Raw genomic sequence first — 14535 nt, 5'->3', positions numbered from 1 at the left:
GGTCGACACCTACCGGTGACACACCCTCGGTAGGTGCGGACCGTTGGTCCGCACATGCACCGGCCAACACGCCACGGTAGGTGCGGACCGTTGGTCCGCACGCCGTCGTGTTATTGCCCGATGTTGTTGACCTTGACCTCGCTCTTCGTGCATTCCTTGTCCAGGCAGGTGCCGTTGATCCACACCTCGCCCTGGCCCAGCATCACGCCCTGCCAGTTGACGAACAGGGTGTCGAACGTCTGCTCTGCGATCAGCTTCGCCAGCGCCGGGGTCACGATCTTGTCGTAGTCGCGCTGGAAAGCGGCGGCGTCAGCCACCTTCTGGTTCTTCCCAGCGATGGTGACCCGCACCGGGTACCGCATCAGCCCGGCCACGGCGGCACGGTCACCTGCGGCCACGCCACGCTGCAGTTCGTTGAACACGCTTTCGTAGGGAGCCGCATCACCCAGCAGCTTGGTGATGCGCTCGCGCGCGCCACCCTCGGCTTCGGCAGATGCATCCGCAGCGGGCGTCGCCGCCGAATCCGTCCCCGCCACCGGCGGTGCAGTATCCGGCGTGGGTGCCGTGCTCGGCTCCACCGCATCCGGTGACAACCCGGCCTGCGGCGCATCTTCAGCGGCGGTGGGCGCGGTGGCCGGCGGCGAGGTAGATGGCGCCGCCCTCTCATTGGCCGGCGGCGTGGGCTGGCTGCAGGCAGCCAGCATCAACGTGGGAAGCAGGATCTTGATCAGGCGCATGCACGGCTCCGTCGGTATCGCGAAGATGCCAGCGTAGCCGGTAATGCGTGCAGCACCCATGATGGTAGTGCCAGGCCGTGCCTGGCAATCCGTCAGCCCGCCAGCAGCTCGAAGATCACCGGCTCACCGGCGGCAGACGACGCACACACCCACACATCGAACTGGCCCGGCTCCGCACGGAACACGCCATCACGGCCGGTGAAGCCCAGCGCATGACGATCCAGCGTGAAGCGCACCTGCGTGCTCTCGCCCGGCTGCAATGCCACCTTGCGGAAATCCTTCAGCTCGCGCACCGGCCGCACGCGGCTGGCCACGCGGTCGTGGATGTACAGCTGCACCACTTCCTCACCCGCCACCGCACCGGTGTTGGTCAGGGTGGTGGTGATCTCCAGCGTGTCATCCCAGCCCAGCTGGGCGCTGCTCAACTGCGGCACGCCATAACCGAAGCTGGTGTAGCCAATGCCGTGCCCGAACGGGTACAGCGCCGCGTTCGGAATCTCGCGCCAGCGTGCCTTGAACTCCGACATGGTCGGCAGTTCCGGGCGGCCGGTGCGCGGGTGGTTGTAGAAGAACGGCTGCTGCCCCGACACCTGCGGGAAGCTCACCGGCAGGCGGCCGGACGGGTTGTAATCGCCGAACAGCACATCGGCCACGGCCGGGCCGGTCTGCGTGCCCAGGTACCAGGTGATGGCCACGGCCTGCGCATTGCGCACCGCACCCTGCAGGGCCAGCGCGCGACCATTGCGCAGCAGCACCACCAGCGGCTTGCCGGTCATTGCCACCGCCTCGGCCAGCGCCTGCTGCGCCGCCGGCAGGGTGATTTCAACGCGCGACTGCGCTTCACCGCTGTAACGCTGCGGTTCGCCCAGTGCCAGCACCACCACGTCCGCGCGCAGCGCGGCGGCCACGGCCTGTTCGATGCCATCCTGCACGGCCGCTTCCAGGTCGCAGCCGGGCACGATTTCCAGCAGGCTTTCATCGCTGATCGCCGCGCGCACGCCGGCTTCCAGGGTGAGGTAGCGCGACTTGTCGCCGAACAGTGTCCAGCAGCCTTCGATGTTGTCGCGGTCCTGCACGAACGGGCCGATCAGGGCGATCTTCTGCCCGTCCTTGCGCAGCGGCAGCACGTTGCCTTCGTTCTTCAGCAGCACGATGGAACGGCGCGCGGCATCGCGCGACAGTTCGTCATGCGCGGCGATGTAGGAGGTATCGGCTTCGCGCACCGGATCCAGCGAACGGTAGGGATCGTCGAACAGGCCGATCGCTTCCTTCAGGTTCAGGATGCGGCGCACCGATTCATCCAGCGTGGCCATCGGCACGTCGCCGCTGTCGATCAGGCCCGGCAGGTGTTCGGCATAGAAGCCGCTCTGCATGCTCAGGTCCAGGCCGGCGGTGAAGGCCTTGGCGGTGGCGTCGCGGTCGTCGGCGGCATACCCGTGCGCCACCAGTTCCATGTCGGCGGTGTAATCGGAGATCACCACGCCCGGGAACTGCCACTCACCGCGCAGGATGTCGGTGAGCAGTTCGGCGTTGGCGCTGGCGGGCACGCCGTTGATGTCGTTGAAGGAGGACATCACGGTGATCGCGCCGGCTTCGAACGCGGCCTTGAACGGCGGCAGGTGCACGTCGCGCAGGGTCTGCGGCGAGATGTCCACCATGTTGTATTCCATGCCGGCCATCACCGCGCCGTAGGCGGCGAAGTGCTTGGGCGTGGACAGCAGCGCGTCGGCGGCGCGCAGGTCCGGGCCCTGGAAGCCGCGCACGCGGGCGGCGGCGAACGCACAGCCCAGCACCACGTCTTCACCGGCGCCTTCGGCACCGCGGCCCCAGCGCTGATCGCGGGCGATGTCCACCGCCGGTGCGTAGGTCCAGTGCAGGCCGGCTGCAGTAGCTTCGACGGCGGTGGCGCGCGCGGTGCGCTCGGCCAGGTCCGGTTCGAAGCTGGCCGCTTCACCCAGCGGGATCGGGAACACGGTGCGCATGCCGTGGATGACATCGGCGGCCAGGATCACCGGAATGCCCAGGCGGCTTTCTTCCAGGGCGACCTGCTGGATGCGGCGGCCGGCGTCGACGCCCACGCCGTTGAACAGCGAGCCCACCTTGCCTTCGCGCACCTGCTGCAGCACCTGGTCGGCGTTGCTGACATTGGCTTCGGGGTTCACGTCCGGCGCGAACGGCCGGACCATGTCCGCGAACACACCCAGCTGGCCGACTTTTTCTTCGACGGTCATCTGGGCAATGAGGGTTTCGATGCGATCGGAGGCCACCGGCTATCCTTATGAAAACGTTTACAAGGCCGAGATTCTAGCGTTCCCGGCGCCACCAAAGCAAAGCGCGGGGCACAGGAGCTTACTCTGCGGCGGCCCGCTGCTGCTGCGCGGCCATCAACATGGCATCACTGGAGGCCTGGAAGACCCGCAACCCGAACGCCGGCAGGATCGCCAGCAGGTGATCGAACACATCCGACTGGATGCCTTCGTAGTCCCCCCAGGCGGTGGTGCGGGTGAAACAGTACACCTCCAGCGGCAGCCCTTCGGTGGTGGGCTGAAGTTGCCGTACCAGCAACGTCATATCCGTATGGATACCGGGGTGCTGGCGCAGGTAGCGCTCCACGTAGGCGCGGAAGGTGCCCAGGTTGGTGACCCGGCGCGCGTTCACCGCCGCCACGCCCTGGGCCTGCAGCTGGGTGTTCCACTGGGTCAGCTCGGCCTGCTTTTCACGCAGGTAGTCGCCCAGCACCGCGAACTGCTCCAGCCGCTGCAGCGCCGCCGCGTCCAGGAAGCCCACGCTGTGCTGGTCCAGGTACAGCGCGCGCTTGATCCGGCGGCCGCCGGCTTCCTGCATGCCGCGCCAGTTCTTGAACGACTCGGTGACCAGCTTCTTGGTCGGGATGGTGGTGATGGTCTTGTCGAAGTTCTGCACGGTGATGGTATGCAGGGCGATATCGATCACATCGCCATCGGCGTTCTGGCTGGGCATTTCGATCCAGTCGCCCAGCCGCACGCGGCCATCGCCACTGATCTGCACGCTGGCCACCAGCGACAGGATGGTGTCCTGGAAGACCAGCATCAGCACGGCGGTAGCGGCGCCGAGGCCGGCCACCATCGGGCCCAGCTTCACCCCCAGCAGGGTGGCGACGATGGACAGCCCGGCCACCACGAACACCACGATCTTCACTACCTGCAGGTAGCCCTTGATCGGCTTGCTGCGGGCATCGGGGCGGCGTTCGTACAGCTCGTTGGCCGCATCCAGCGCGTGCGAGACGGCCAGCGCCACGGTCAGCACTGCCCAGGCCTGGCAGGCGCTGACCACGCCCGACACCAGCTGCGGCGGCAGGTCCGGCACGATGCGGATGCCGGCGGCGATGACCATGCTGGGCACCACGTTGGACAGGCGCGAGATCACCCGCAGGTTGCTGCCGCCTTCCGTGCCCGGCAGGCGGCGCACCAGCCGGCGCAGGCCGCGCAGCAGGATGCGCTTGGTGACGAAGTTGGCCAGCCAGGCGGCCAGCGCCAGCGCGCACAGGACGAAGGTGGTGTAGGCCCAGGGCCAGGGTTCGAGGGTCTGTTGCAGGCCTTCCAGCCATTGCACGGCGATTACTGCATCTGTCATTTCTTGGGGGTCTCTCATTACTGCCAGGGCCGGCCAACGGCCGGCGCTACCGGGGCAGCTCAGGCGGCGCTGCGCTCGATGATCACGCCAACGGCCTTGGCGCCACGCACGGCACCGGGCTTGCTGAGCTTCAGGCGCAGCCACTGCACGTTGAATTCGCGCAGCACTATCTCGGCGATGCGCTCGGCCAGGGTTTCGACCAGGCCGAAGTCGGATTCGCGCACGAACTGCTCGATGCGCTTGCTCACGGCCTTGTAGTTCAGGGTGTCGGCGATGTCGTCGCTGGCCGCCGGCCTGCGGTTGTCAAAACCCATTTCCAGATCGAAGCGCAGGGTCTGGCGGATCCGCCGTTCCCAGTCGTAGATCCCGATCAGGGCATCGATCTCAAGCCCTTCGATGAATACCTTGTCCATAGGAGTGCCACGTAGAAGATGGCGACCATGGTAACGGGACGGCCCCGAACGTGCCTCGAACCGGTGCCTGGCAGCGCCCGATGTGAAATGCGGGCCGAAAAAGACAAAGGGCCCCGCGCGGGGCCCTTTGCTTACTGCCAACGTCCCCGGGGGAAATGGGTCTCCCCATGAACTGGCCCCGGCGGCACACGCAGCGACCGTAGCTGGCTGCGTGCGCGCGGTCAACCACCTAGGTTCATTTTTGAGACGCGGCGCGCGTTGCATGTACGGCCCGGGGATGCCCACACCATGAAGGCGACTTTCCTGATTGGGCCAATCGTCCGCTGTTACCAGGATGAGGCAATGTAGATCCAATGGAGCACGGGATGCGTGACTGGCACCTCATACGACGATCGTTCTCGGCTGAGCGCATGCAGACGTACGAGGCTGCGGCAGCACGGGATGCGACCCGTATCCATCCTTTCGAACTCTATCAATGGAACATGCAGATCAGCGGCGCTTTCATGCTTCCGCTGCATACCTGCGAGATAGTCATCCGCAATGCCGTGGCCGAAGCCATTGCGCTGAGACATGGGCCGGCGTGGCCTTGGCGGGAGAGCTTTCGGCTGAGCCTGCCGAGCAGTGTCCACGGGTACAACGCGCGCGAGGAACTACGTCGTGCCGCGAGTGGGTGCTCCTCCACCGCAGGGGTGGTAGCTGCATTGCGCTTTGCATTCTGGCAACAGATGTTCACCCAGCGATTCGATCAGTCGCTGTGGTCAGGAACGCTACAGAGCGTGCTCCCTGGCTCTCATGGCGACGCGCGCCGAACGCGGGCCGGAGCGTACACTGATCTTGAGCGGGTACGCCAATTGCGCAATCGCATCGCGCACCATGAGCCGATCTTCGCGCGGGACCTGCGCGAAGACCTGACGACGATCATCCGCGTCGTAGGGCTTCGTTGCCCACACATCGGCATATGGATGCAGGATCACCAATCGGTGACGAGCGTGCTCGGGCAACGCCCCGGCCGCGCTACACCGCCGGCAGCGTCGCCATGTCCCAGCGCGGGGTGACCTGCACCTGCGGCGGGTTGTGCTGGCCGGCCTCCAGGCGAAGCGCGCCAGCGAAGGCGATCATGGCGCCGTTGTCGGTGCACAGCGAGGGGCGCGGGAAACAGGCACGGCCGCCACGGCGTTCGGCCATCTGCTGCAGCCGGGCCCGCAGGCGCTTGTTGGCGCCCACGCCACCGGCCACGACGATCACGTCGGTGCCCGCCGCATCCAGCGCGCGCTCGCATTTGATCGCCAGCGTTTCGACCACGGCATCTTCAAAGCCGCGCGCGATGTCGGCGCGGGTCTGCTCGCTCTGGTCGCTGTCGCGCCAGGCCAGCAGCACCTGGGTCTTCAGGCCGGAGAAGCTGAAATCCAGCCCGGGCCGGTCGGTCATAGGGCGGGTGAACTTGAACCTGCCCGGGGTGCCCTTTTCGGCCAGGGCTGCCAGCTGGGGGCCGCCCGGGTACGGCAGGCCCATCAGCTTGGCGGTCTTGTCGAAGGCTTCGCCGGCGGCATCGTCCAGGGTCTCGCCGAGCAGGCGGTACTGGCCGATGCGGTCCACCGCCACCAGTTGGGTATGCCCGCCAGACACCAGCAGGGCCACGAACGGCGGTTCCGGCGGGTCTTGTTCCATCAGCGGGGCCAGCAGGTGGCCTTCCATATGGTGGACACCCACCGCAGGCACTTCCAGCGCCCAAGCCAGCGAACGGGCCACGCCCGCGCCCACCAGCAGGGCGCCGACCAGCCCCGGGCCGGCCGTGTAGGCCACCCCGTCGATGTCGCCCACGCCCAGCCCGGCCTCGGCCAGGGTCTGGCGGATCAGGGGGAGCAGCTTGCGCACGTGGTCGCGGCTGGCCAGTTCAGGCACCACCCCGCCGTATTCGGCGTGAAGGGCGATCTGGCTGTACACGGCATGGGCGCGCAGAGCGTCCGGGCCGGCCACGGCGGTGTCATACACCGCTACGCCGGTCTCATCGCAGGAAGATTCGATACCAAGGACTCGCATAACGGGTATTATGGACCTCTTGAGGCCTTGGCAGACGTACCGCCGACGTGCCCTTCACTACCCCAGGCCAGGAACTTTGCCGGGGTGGGTTGCAACTTCTTTTCTCGCCGCTATAATGTGCGGCTCTCACCGGGCGTGACCCGGTTCTACTGTGTCCCGGAGATTCCATGCCCAGCGTTAAAGTCCGCGAGAACGAGCCCTTCGAGTTTGCGCTCCGTCGCTTCAAGCGCACCTGCGAAAAGGCCGGCGTGCTGGCCGAAACCCGCAAGCGCGAGTTCTACGAAAAGCCGACCCAGGAGCGCAAGCGTAAGGCTGCCGCTGCTGTGAAGCGTCAGCTGCGCCGCTCGTCGCGCGACGTCACCAAGCGTCAGCGCCTGTACTGATCGGACGCAACTTCGATGCGGCAGGCGTGTCCTGTCGCGGCGGAGCCGAAGCCGGAACGCGCGAGCGTTACCGGCTTTTTGCGTTTCCACCCTTTTCATCGATACGAGGTGTTCCATGAGCCTGAAGCTGCAGCTCACCGAAGACATGAAGGCCGCCATGAAGGCGGGCGACAAGCACAAGCTGTCCGTGATCCGCCTGATCAAGGCGGAAATCCAGCGGCGCGAAGTGGATGAGCGCATCGAGCTGGACGACACCGCTGTCATCGCCGTGCTCGACAAGATGGTCAAGCAGCGCAAGGACTCGATCAGCCAGTACGAAGCGGCCCAGCGTGAAGACCTGGCGCAGATCGAGCGCGACGAACTGGTGGTGATCGACACCTACCTGCCGGCCAAGATGGGCGAAGCCGAGATCGTGGCTGCGATCCAGGCCGCCGTTGCCGAAACCGGCGCCGCCAGCGCCACCGACATGGGCAAGCTGATGGGTGCGCTGAAGCCGAAGCTGGCCGGCCAGGCCGACATGGGCCTGGTGTCCAAGCTGGTGAAGGCGCACTTCGCCGGTTGAGTTTGAGAGGGACACGACCAACGGTCGTGTCCTACCGGGTGGCGTCACGGTCCCCGCAGCCGGTGTCGTCCATTGGGTGGCGTCACGGTCCCCACGGCCGGTGTCGTACTCGGGCGGCTTCGCACCATGCGGTAGGCACCGACCGTTGGTCGGTGCATGTTTCACCCGGTCTTCGAACCGGGCCTGCTAGAAATCCAGGCATGTCTTCGCTGCCGCCTTCCCCCGCGCCCGAGCCCGCGCACGATCCTTCCCGCGTTCCGCCCCGCCTGCGCAAGTACGTAGACCGGCTTGAACGCAGCTTCCCGGTTGCCGTGGGCAAACGCTTCGTCGATGTGGACGTGCTGACCCAGGCCGCGTCGGTGTCCTTCTATGCCCTGCTGTCGATGGCGCCGTTGCTGGTGCTGCTGCTGTGGCTGACCGCCTCGCTGTACCCGCCCGCACAGCAGGCGCTGATCGGCCAGATCAACGATGTCGCCGGCAGCAGCGCGGCCACCGTGGCCGATACCGTGCTCAAGAACGCCGACAACCAGCCCTCGATGGGCTCGCTGGCCGGCATGTGGAGCACGCTGCTGCTGTTCATCGGCGCCACGGCGGTGTTCGCCCAGCTGCAGAACGCGCTCAACCTGATCTTCAATACCAGCGGCGAACGCCTGGACGGCATCGTGGCGTGGCTGCGCAAGCGCGTGTTCTCCTTTGGCGTGGTGCTGGCGCTGGGCTTCCTGCTGATCCTGTCGATGACCGCCACCACCATGCTGCAGGTGGCGTTCGCGCAGCTGCCTTCGGTCCTGCCGGCGGTGGGCTACCTGACCAGCCTGCTGCTGTACACGGTGGGTTTTGCCTTCCTCTACCACTACCTGCCCGACCGCCGCGTGGCATGGCGGCAGGCGTTCATCGGCGGGGCGATCACCTCGGCGCTGTTCGCGCTGGGTCGCTATGGCATCGGGCTGTACATCGCCACGGTGGCGCCGGGCAGTGCCTACGGCTCGATGGGCGCGCTGGTGATCTCGCTGGTATGGATCTACTACGCCACGGTGGTGTTCTTCGTGGGCGCGCTGATGACGGCGGTGATCGACGAGCGCCTGCGCGCCCGCGTCCACCTGGCCGAGGCCGGCATCGTGCCGCCGAAACCGGGCGAAGGCACCGCCAGCTAGTAGACTAGCGGGGTCCCCCGCTTCCGTGCGTGGCCGTTGCCGGCCGTGCCCCCTGCTGCTGCCCATGGCCCGTATCCCCGACGCATTCATCGACGACCTGCTGGCCCGCTCCGACATCGTCGAAGTGGTGGGCAGCCGCGTGCCGTTGAAGCGCCAGGGCAAGGAATATTCGGCGCGCTGTCCGTTCCATGACGAGCGTTCGGCCTCGTTCACGGTCTCGCCCACCAAGCAGTTCTACCACTGCTTCGGCTGCGGCGCGCACGGCACCGCGATCAGCTTCCTGATGAACTACGACCGCCTGGAGTTCCTCGACGCGGTCGATGAGCTGGCCAAGCGCGTGGGCATGGAAGTACCGCGCGACACGCAACCGCGCACCGCCCAGCAGCAGGACGACAGCCGCGAGCTGTACGCCGCGCTGGATGCGGCGACGCGCTTCTTCCAGAAATCGCTGGAAGGCAGCGACACCGCGCGTGCCTACCTGGACCAGCGCGGCGTGGATGAGGAAAACCGCACGCGCTTTGCGATCGGCTACGCGCCCGATGGCTACAGCGCGCTGAAGGATGCACTGGGCAAGGACGAGCGGCGCATGAAGCTGCTTGATCGTGCCGGGCTGTTTTCCAAGAACGACCGCGGCCATGTCTACGACAAGTTCCGCGACCGGGTGATGTTCCCGATCTTCGACCGGCGCGGGCGCGTGATCGCCTATGGCGGCCGGGTGATGGAGAAGGACGACGGCCCGAAGTACCTCAATTCACCGGAAACCGCGCTGTTCCACAAGGGCCGCGAGCTGTACGGGCTGTGGCAGGTGCGCCAGGCCAACCAGAAGATCGAACGGTTGATCGTGGTGGAAGGCTACATGGACGTGGTTTCGCTGTTCCAGTTCGGGGTCACCCAGGCGGTGGCCACGCTGGGCACGGCGACCACGCCGGACCATGCCGAGCTGCTGTTCCGCAATGCGCCGGATGTGTTCTTCTGCTTCGACGGCGACGCCGCCGGCCGCCGCGCCGGTTGGCGCGCGCTGGAATCGGTGCTGCCGCGCATGAAGGATGGCCGCCAGGCCTTCTTCCTGTTCCTGCCCGATGGCGAAGACCCGGACACCATCGTGCGCAAGGAAGGCAAGGATGGCTTCGACGAGCGCCTCAAGCAGGCCACGCCGCTGTCGCAGTTCTTCTTCGACGAGCTCACCCGCGAAGTGAACATGGCCACGCTGGATGGCAAGGCGCGCCTGGCCGAGCGCGCGCGCCCGATGCTGGCGCAGATTCCCGATGGCGCCTTCGGCGACCTGATGAAGCAGCAGCTGGCCACGTTGACCGGGCTGGGCGCCAAGCCGGCCGCCACGCCGGTGTCACGCCCGCCGGCACGCGCCGTGGCACCCGCGCAGCGCCGCAGCCTGGTGCGTGCGGCCATCGCCATCCTGCTGCAGCAGCCGTCGCTGGCGATGACGCTGGAAGGCCACCACTTCAGCGGCCTGCGGTTGCCGGGCGTGGAGCTGCTGATCGAGCTGCTGACCCTGGTGGAACAGCGCCCGGACATCAGCACCGGCGCGCTGCTGGAGCATTTCGAAGGCCGCGAAGAGCAGGAATCGCTGCACAAGCTGGCCGCGCAGACGCTGCCCGGCGATGAGGCGATGTGGAACCAGGAGCTGCACGATGCGGTGGCGCAGCTGGAAAAACAGCTGTTGCTGCAACGTCTTGAGGAGCTTCAGGCAAAGCAGCGGCAGCAGGGGTTGGACGATACTGACAAGTACGAACTGCGCGAGCTGTTGAAGGCGCGCGCCACGCTGCGTTGACCGATGAAGGAGGAAGGTGAAGTGATGCGACGTTGGAACCGCCCCGCCTTCTTCAGTGCCTTCCTGCTGTGTCTGGTTACCCTGGCTCCGGTGGGCAGCGAGGCAGGGCCTCGCTCTACCGGGGATGGTTCTGTTGCTGGCGGCAGCGAGGCAGGGCCTCGCTCTACGCAGGATGGGTCGGATGCTCGGCTGGTAGAGCGAGGCCCTGCCTCGCTGGCCGAAGCCGACCTGACCCGGACCTTCAGGAATCCCGCCGAAGACCTCTACACCGGCGGACAACCCACTGCAGAACAACTGCAGCGGGCCGCCACCGCAGGCATCACCACCGTGATCGACCTGCGCCAACCCAGCGAAGACCGCGGCTTCGACGAAACCGCCACGGCTGGGTCGCTCGGCCTGCATTACGTGCGCATCCCGGTCGCCGGTGCTGCCGGCCTGACCCCCGCCAACGTGCAGGCTCTACAGACCGCACTTTCCCAGGCCAACGGCCCGGTACTGCTGCACTGCGCCTCCGGCAACCGCGTCGGCGCGCTGCTGGCGCTGATGAAAGCGAAACAGGGCGCATCCACCGAACAGGCCCTGCAGTTCGGCCGCGACGCCGGCATGACCTCGCTGGACGCCCAGACCCGCACCCTGCTCGAGCAGGACACCACGCGTTGAGCCTGCTGCCGCATCACCCCCTTTCCCCCTGCTCTACAGGAGCCTGCCCACCATGACCCGCTGGTGGTCGCGCCTGCGACCGGACAATTTCACCCTGGCCCTGCTCGGCACCGTGCTGCTGGCATCGTTCCTGCCCATGCACGGTGCTGCGGCCATGGTGCTGGACGATGTCACCGACGTGGCCATCGCCGCGCTGTTCTTCCTGCACGGTGCGCGCCTGCCGCGCGAATCGATCATGGGCGGGCTGCTGCACTGGCGCCTGCACCTGACCATCCTGGCCTGCACGTTCGTGCTGTTCCCGCTGTTCGGGCTGTCCTTCAAACCGCTGGATGGCTGGCTGCTCACCCCCGAGCTGTACATCGGCGTGCTGTTCCTGTGCGCGCTGCCGTCCACGGTGCAGTCCTCGATCGCATTTACTTCGCTGGCGCGCGGCAACGTGCCGGCGGCGGTGGTCAGCGCTTCTCTGTCCAGCATCCTCGGCGTGTTCCTCACCCCGCTGCTGCTGGCCCTGTTGGCGGGTACCGCAGGCGGCATGCACAACCCCGGCCAGGCCATCCTGAGCATCATGCTGCAGCTGCTGGTGCCGTTCGTGGCCGGCCACCTGCTGCGCCCGTGGATCGCCCGCTGGGTGGAACGCCAGCGCGCGCTGCTGCGCTACACGGATCAGGGCACCATCCTGCTGGTGGTGTACTCGGCGTTTGGCGAAGCGGTGAACGAAGGGCTGTGGAGCAAGACCCCGCTGCTGTCGCTGCTCACCGTGGCGGTGGTAGCTGCGGTGCTGCTGGGCATCGCCATGCCGACGATTGCCTTCCTGTCACGGCGGCTTGGCTTCAACCGCGAAGACCGCATCACCATCCTGTTCTGCGGTTCCAAGAAGAGCCTGGCCACCGGCGTACCGATGGCCAAGGTCCTGTTTGCCGGCGGCAGCCTGGGCGCCATCGTGCTGCCGATCATGATCTACCACCAGATCCAGCTGATCGTCTGCGCGGTGATCGCACAGCGCTACGCACGCGACCCGGTGGTGAACCCAGCGCCATTGGAGTGACGGCGCAGCACGCGGTACGCGACGATGTTGGTAGGGTCGCTTCCCAAACGACCGCCGATAACGGTGATCAGCCGATGGTGGGCATGAAAATCATCGCGGCTGCGCATTACGACGTGGCGCCGGCCAGGGTCATGCCGCAATCGCGGCGATCGTTGCCGAGGGCGGTCGTTTGGGAAGCGACCCTACCGGAGCACCGCATCGCCTGGATCTGGCCGCGTTACGGGTCGGTCAACGTGCCTACGCTCAGCTCCGGCAGGTACACCCATACGTCGTACGAGCGGTCCAGGTCCGTGTCGGCAACCGGATCACGTGCCGGCCGCTCGAGCAGCGGCATCGCGCGGCAGGGGCTCATGCAATGCCAGGTGTGGCCACGCAGTGCCTCCACGCGCACGCTGTACAGCGGCAGGTCCAGAAGGAAGGCCGCCATGGTGCGATGCTGCATTTCCGGGGGCGCATCTTCGAACGGGTGGCGCATCGCATGCACGTTGCCTGTCAGTACCAGCATCCGCGCCGCGCTGGGCAGGGCGTTGAACTGTTGGCGCACATGGGTGGCCATCTCCGCGTCGCGATCCACGTCGCTGTCGTACGCGCTGATTTCCATGTCGTAGCCCGCTACGCCGATATCGCGACCCTGCGCCCGCAGCACGCGCAGCGTTTCGATCAACGCCAGCATGTCGCGACTACGGCGCCCGTCATGCTGGCCATCTTTCACCCGCCAGAATGGCGAGGTACGCAGTGCTTCGCGCGCATCGGCATCGCCATTGGAGCGGAGGTACCGCGCCAGTGCCGCGTTCTCGCTCATCGGCAGCTCCAACCCCAGCCGCACCGGTGCGTTGTCGCGGCTGTAGCGTTCCATCAGGTCGGCCACCAGCAGCGGTGTCTCGGCGGTGCCGTGGTATTCGCCCAGCACCACCAGCCGGTGGTTGCCCGCCAGGGTCACTATCTGCGTTGCGGTGTCACCGACACCGCCTGCCGGCGCGGCAGCGGCCGGGCCGCACACCATCGAAGCCACCATCACAGCCATCCAGAGCCATCGCTTCATGCCGTCACGTCCTGTTGGGGTCATGAAAGCAATGGCGACGGGATGGCCGCTTTCAAGGCCGGCGCAGGAAGCTCACAGGAACGGCAGCATCCAGTGGTCCACCATCAGGAACGCGAACAGCGCCATGAGGTAGACGATGGAGTAGCCGAACATCTTCATCGAGAACAGCTCATCCGGCGGGTTGAGCATGCGCCAGGCGTACCAGAGGAACACGGCGTTGAGCACCACCGCGCCGCCCAGGTAGAACATGCCGCTCATGCCCACCGCAGCGGGCAGGATGCTGACGATGGCCAGGGCGATGGAGTACGCCATGATCGACTTGCGGGTGTAGGCCACGCCGTGGGTCACCGGCAGCATCGGGATCTTGGCCTTGGCGTAATCCTCGCGACGGAAGATCGCCAGCGCCCAGAAATGCGGCGGGGTCCAGATGAAGATGATCAGCACCAGCAGCGAGGCGTAGGCCCAGTCCATCGGGCCCTGCATGCCGGTGATGGCCGCCCAGCCCAGCAGGGGCGGGGTGGCGCCGGCGAGGCCGCCGATCACGATGTTCTGCGAGGTCGCGCGCTTGAGGTACACCGTGTAGATGACCGCGTAGCCGATCAGCGAGGCGAAGGTCAGCACGGCGGTGATGACGTTGACCCACACCACCAGGATGGTCATCGACAGCACGATCAGCGCGCTGGCAAACACCAGCACCTGCCACGGCTTCACCTTGCCCACCACCAGCGGCCGCCACGAGGTGCGCGCCATCTGCGCGTCGATCTGCGCGTCCAGCAGCTGGTTGATGGCGGCTGCGGCGGAGGCTGCCAGCCAGATGCCGAGGAACCCCAGCGCGCCGCGCACGGCCTGCTCGGCGGTGGGCAACGCGGGAATAGCCAGGAACATGCCCACCAGCGCGGTGAACACGATGAGGGCCACGACCTTCGGCTTGGTCAGATCCCAATACTGCCGGACGCTCATGGTGTCGCTCCAGCTGCTTCGCGCTGGAGCTCCCGCGATTCGCTGTGCGAATCGCGACCATGAGGGGCGTTCTTCCACGCCCCCGCGCCTTCGGCGCCGCCCCCGAACTTCGGGGGCTCTGTTCCTGCACTTTCATCGACT

The 14535-nt window shown here is 66.7% G+C and carries 14 protein-coding genes; 7 read left to right on the top strand and 7 right to left on the bottom strand.

Features of this window, described 5'->3' with window-relative positions:
• Window positions 1-110: 110 nt before the first annotated feature.
• The 4 genes from NMB40_RS20605 to folB all read right to left on the bottom strand — a co-directional run bounded on the left by NMB40_RS20605 (window position 111) and on the right by folB (window position 4762).
• Entirely contained in the window at window positions 111-737 is a 627-nt protein-coding gene (locus tag NMB40_RS20605; RefSeq protein WP_494359690.1) for a hypothetical protein, read from the bottom strand.
• A gap of 92 nt (window positions 738-829) precedes the next feature.
• On the bottom strand, window positions 830-3004 hold the full coding sequence (gene bglX / locus NMB40_RS20600) for a beta-glucosidase BglX (RefSeq protein ID WP_494359689.1): 2175 nt from the start codon (window positions 3002-3004) through the stop codon (window positions 830-832).
• 82 nt (window positions 3005-3086) lie between these two features.
• Window positions 3087-4349 (bottom strand): mechanosensitive ion channel family protein, encoded by a 1263-nt coding sequence (locus NMB40_RS20595; protein WP_494359688.1) that lies wholly within the window; start codon window positions 4347-4349, stop codon window positions 3087-3089.
• A 59-nt stretch (window positions 4350-4408) separates the two neighbouring features.
• Window positions 4409-4762, bottom strand: coding sequence for a dihydroneopterin aldolase (folB, locus tag NMB40_RS20590; protein WP_093532979.1), 354 nt, complete (start codon window positions 4760-4762; stop codon window positions 4409-4411).
• Window positions 4763-5127: 365 nt separating this feature from the next.
• On the opposite strand from folB, the gene NMB40_RS20585 reads away from it, so the two are divergent.
• Complete coding sequence (locus tag NMB40_RS20585; RefSeq protein WP_494359687.1) at window positions 5128-5817, top strand: hypothetical protein; 690 nt, start codon at window positions 5128-5130, stop codon at window positions 5815-5817.
• On the opposite strand, the gene tsaD is transcribed toward NMB40_RS20585, so the two are convergent.
• Window positions 5777-6802 (bottom strand): tRNA (adenosine(37)-N6)-threonylcarbamoyltransferase complex transferase subunit TsaD, encoded by a 1026-nt coding sequence (tsaD, locus tag NMB40_RS20580; RefSeq protein ID WP_494359686.1) that lies wholly within the window; start codon window positions 6800-6802, stop codon window positions 5777-5779. The genes NMB40_RS20585 and tsaD overlap by 41 nt on opposite strands.
• Before the next feature lie 167 nt (window positions 6803-6969).
• Between tsaD and rpsU the strand changes: the two genes are divergently transcribed.
• The 6 genes from rpsU to NMB40_RS20550 all read left to right on the top strand — a co-directional run bounded on the left by rpsU (window position 6970) and on the right by NMB40_RS20550 (window position 12392).
• Window positions 6970-7185, top strand: a complete 216-nt coding sequence (rpsU, locus tag NMB40_RS20575; RefSeq protein ID WP_002808376.1) for a 30S ribosomal protein S21 — start codon at window positions 6970-6972, stop codon at window positions 7183-7185.
• 115 nt (window positions 7186-7300) lie between these two features.
• Entirely contained in the window at window positions 7301-7747 is a 447-nt protein-coding gene (locus tag NMB40_RS20570; protein WP_494359685.1) for a GatB/YqeY domain-containing protein, read from the top strand.
• 200 nt (window positions 7748-7947) lie between these two features.
• On the top strand, window positions 7948-8898 hold the full coding sequence (locus NMB40_RS20565; RefSeq protein WP_494359684.1) for a YihY/virulence factor BrkB family protein: 951 nt from the start codon (window positions 7948-7950) through the stop codon (window positions 8896-8898).
• A gap of 64 nt (window positions 8899-8962) precedes the next feature.
• Window positions 8963-10687: a DNA primase gene (gene dnaG, locus NMB40_RS20560; RefSeq protein ID WP_494359683.1), complete on the top strand. Its 1725-nt coding sequence runs from the start codon at window positions 8963-8965 to the stop codon at window positions 10685-10687.
• 24 nt (window positions 10688-10711) lie between these two features.
• Window positions 10712-11347, top strand: coding sequence for a protein tyrosine phosphatase family protein (locus tag NMB40_RS20555; protein WP_494359682.1), 636 nt, complete (start codon window positions 10712-10714; stop codon window positions 11345-11347).
• 52 nt (window positions 11348-11399) lie between these two features.
• Window positions 11400-12392, top strand: coding sequence for a bile acid:sodium symporter family protein (locus NMB40_RS20550; protein WP_494359681.1), 993 nt, complete (start codon window positions 11400-11402; stop codon window positions 12390-12392).
• A gap of 217 nt (window positions 12393-12609) precedes the next feature.
• On the opposite strand, the gene NMB40_RS20545 is transcribed toward NMB40_RS20550, so the two are convergent.
• The gene (locus tag NMB40_RS20545; RefSeq protein WP_494359680.1) at window positions 12610-13434 is read right to left on the bottom strand and encodes a calcium-binding protein; all 825 of its coding nucleotides are present in this window, start codon (window positions 13432-13434) and stop codon (window positions 12610-12612) included.
• Between the two features lie 72 nt (window positions 13435-13506).
• Window positions 13507-14394, bottom strand: a complete 888-nt coding sequence (cyoE, locus tag NMB40_RS20540; RefSeq protein WP_282247954.1) for a heme o synthase — start codon at window positions 14392-14394, stop codon at window positions 13507-13509.
• Window positions 14395-14535: the final 141 nt, after the last annotated feature.

The sequence above is a fragment of the Stenotrophomonas sp. FBCC-B152 genome (assembly GCF_059134105.1).
The sequence above is the reverse complement of the archived record's forward strand: the minus strand, read 5'-3'. Positions and strand labels throughout refer to the sequence as shown.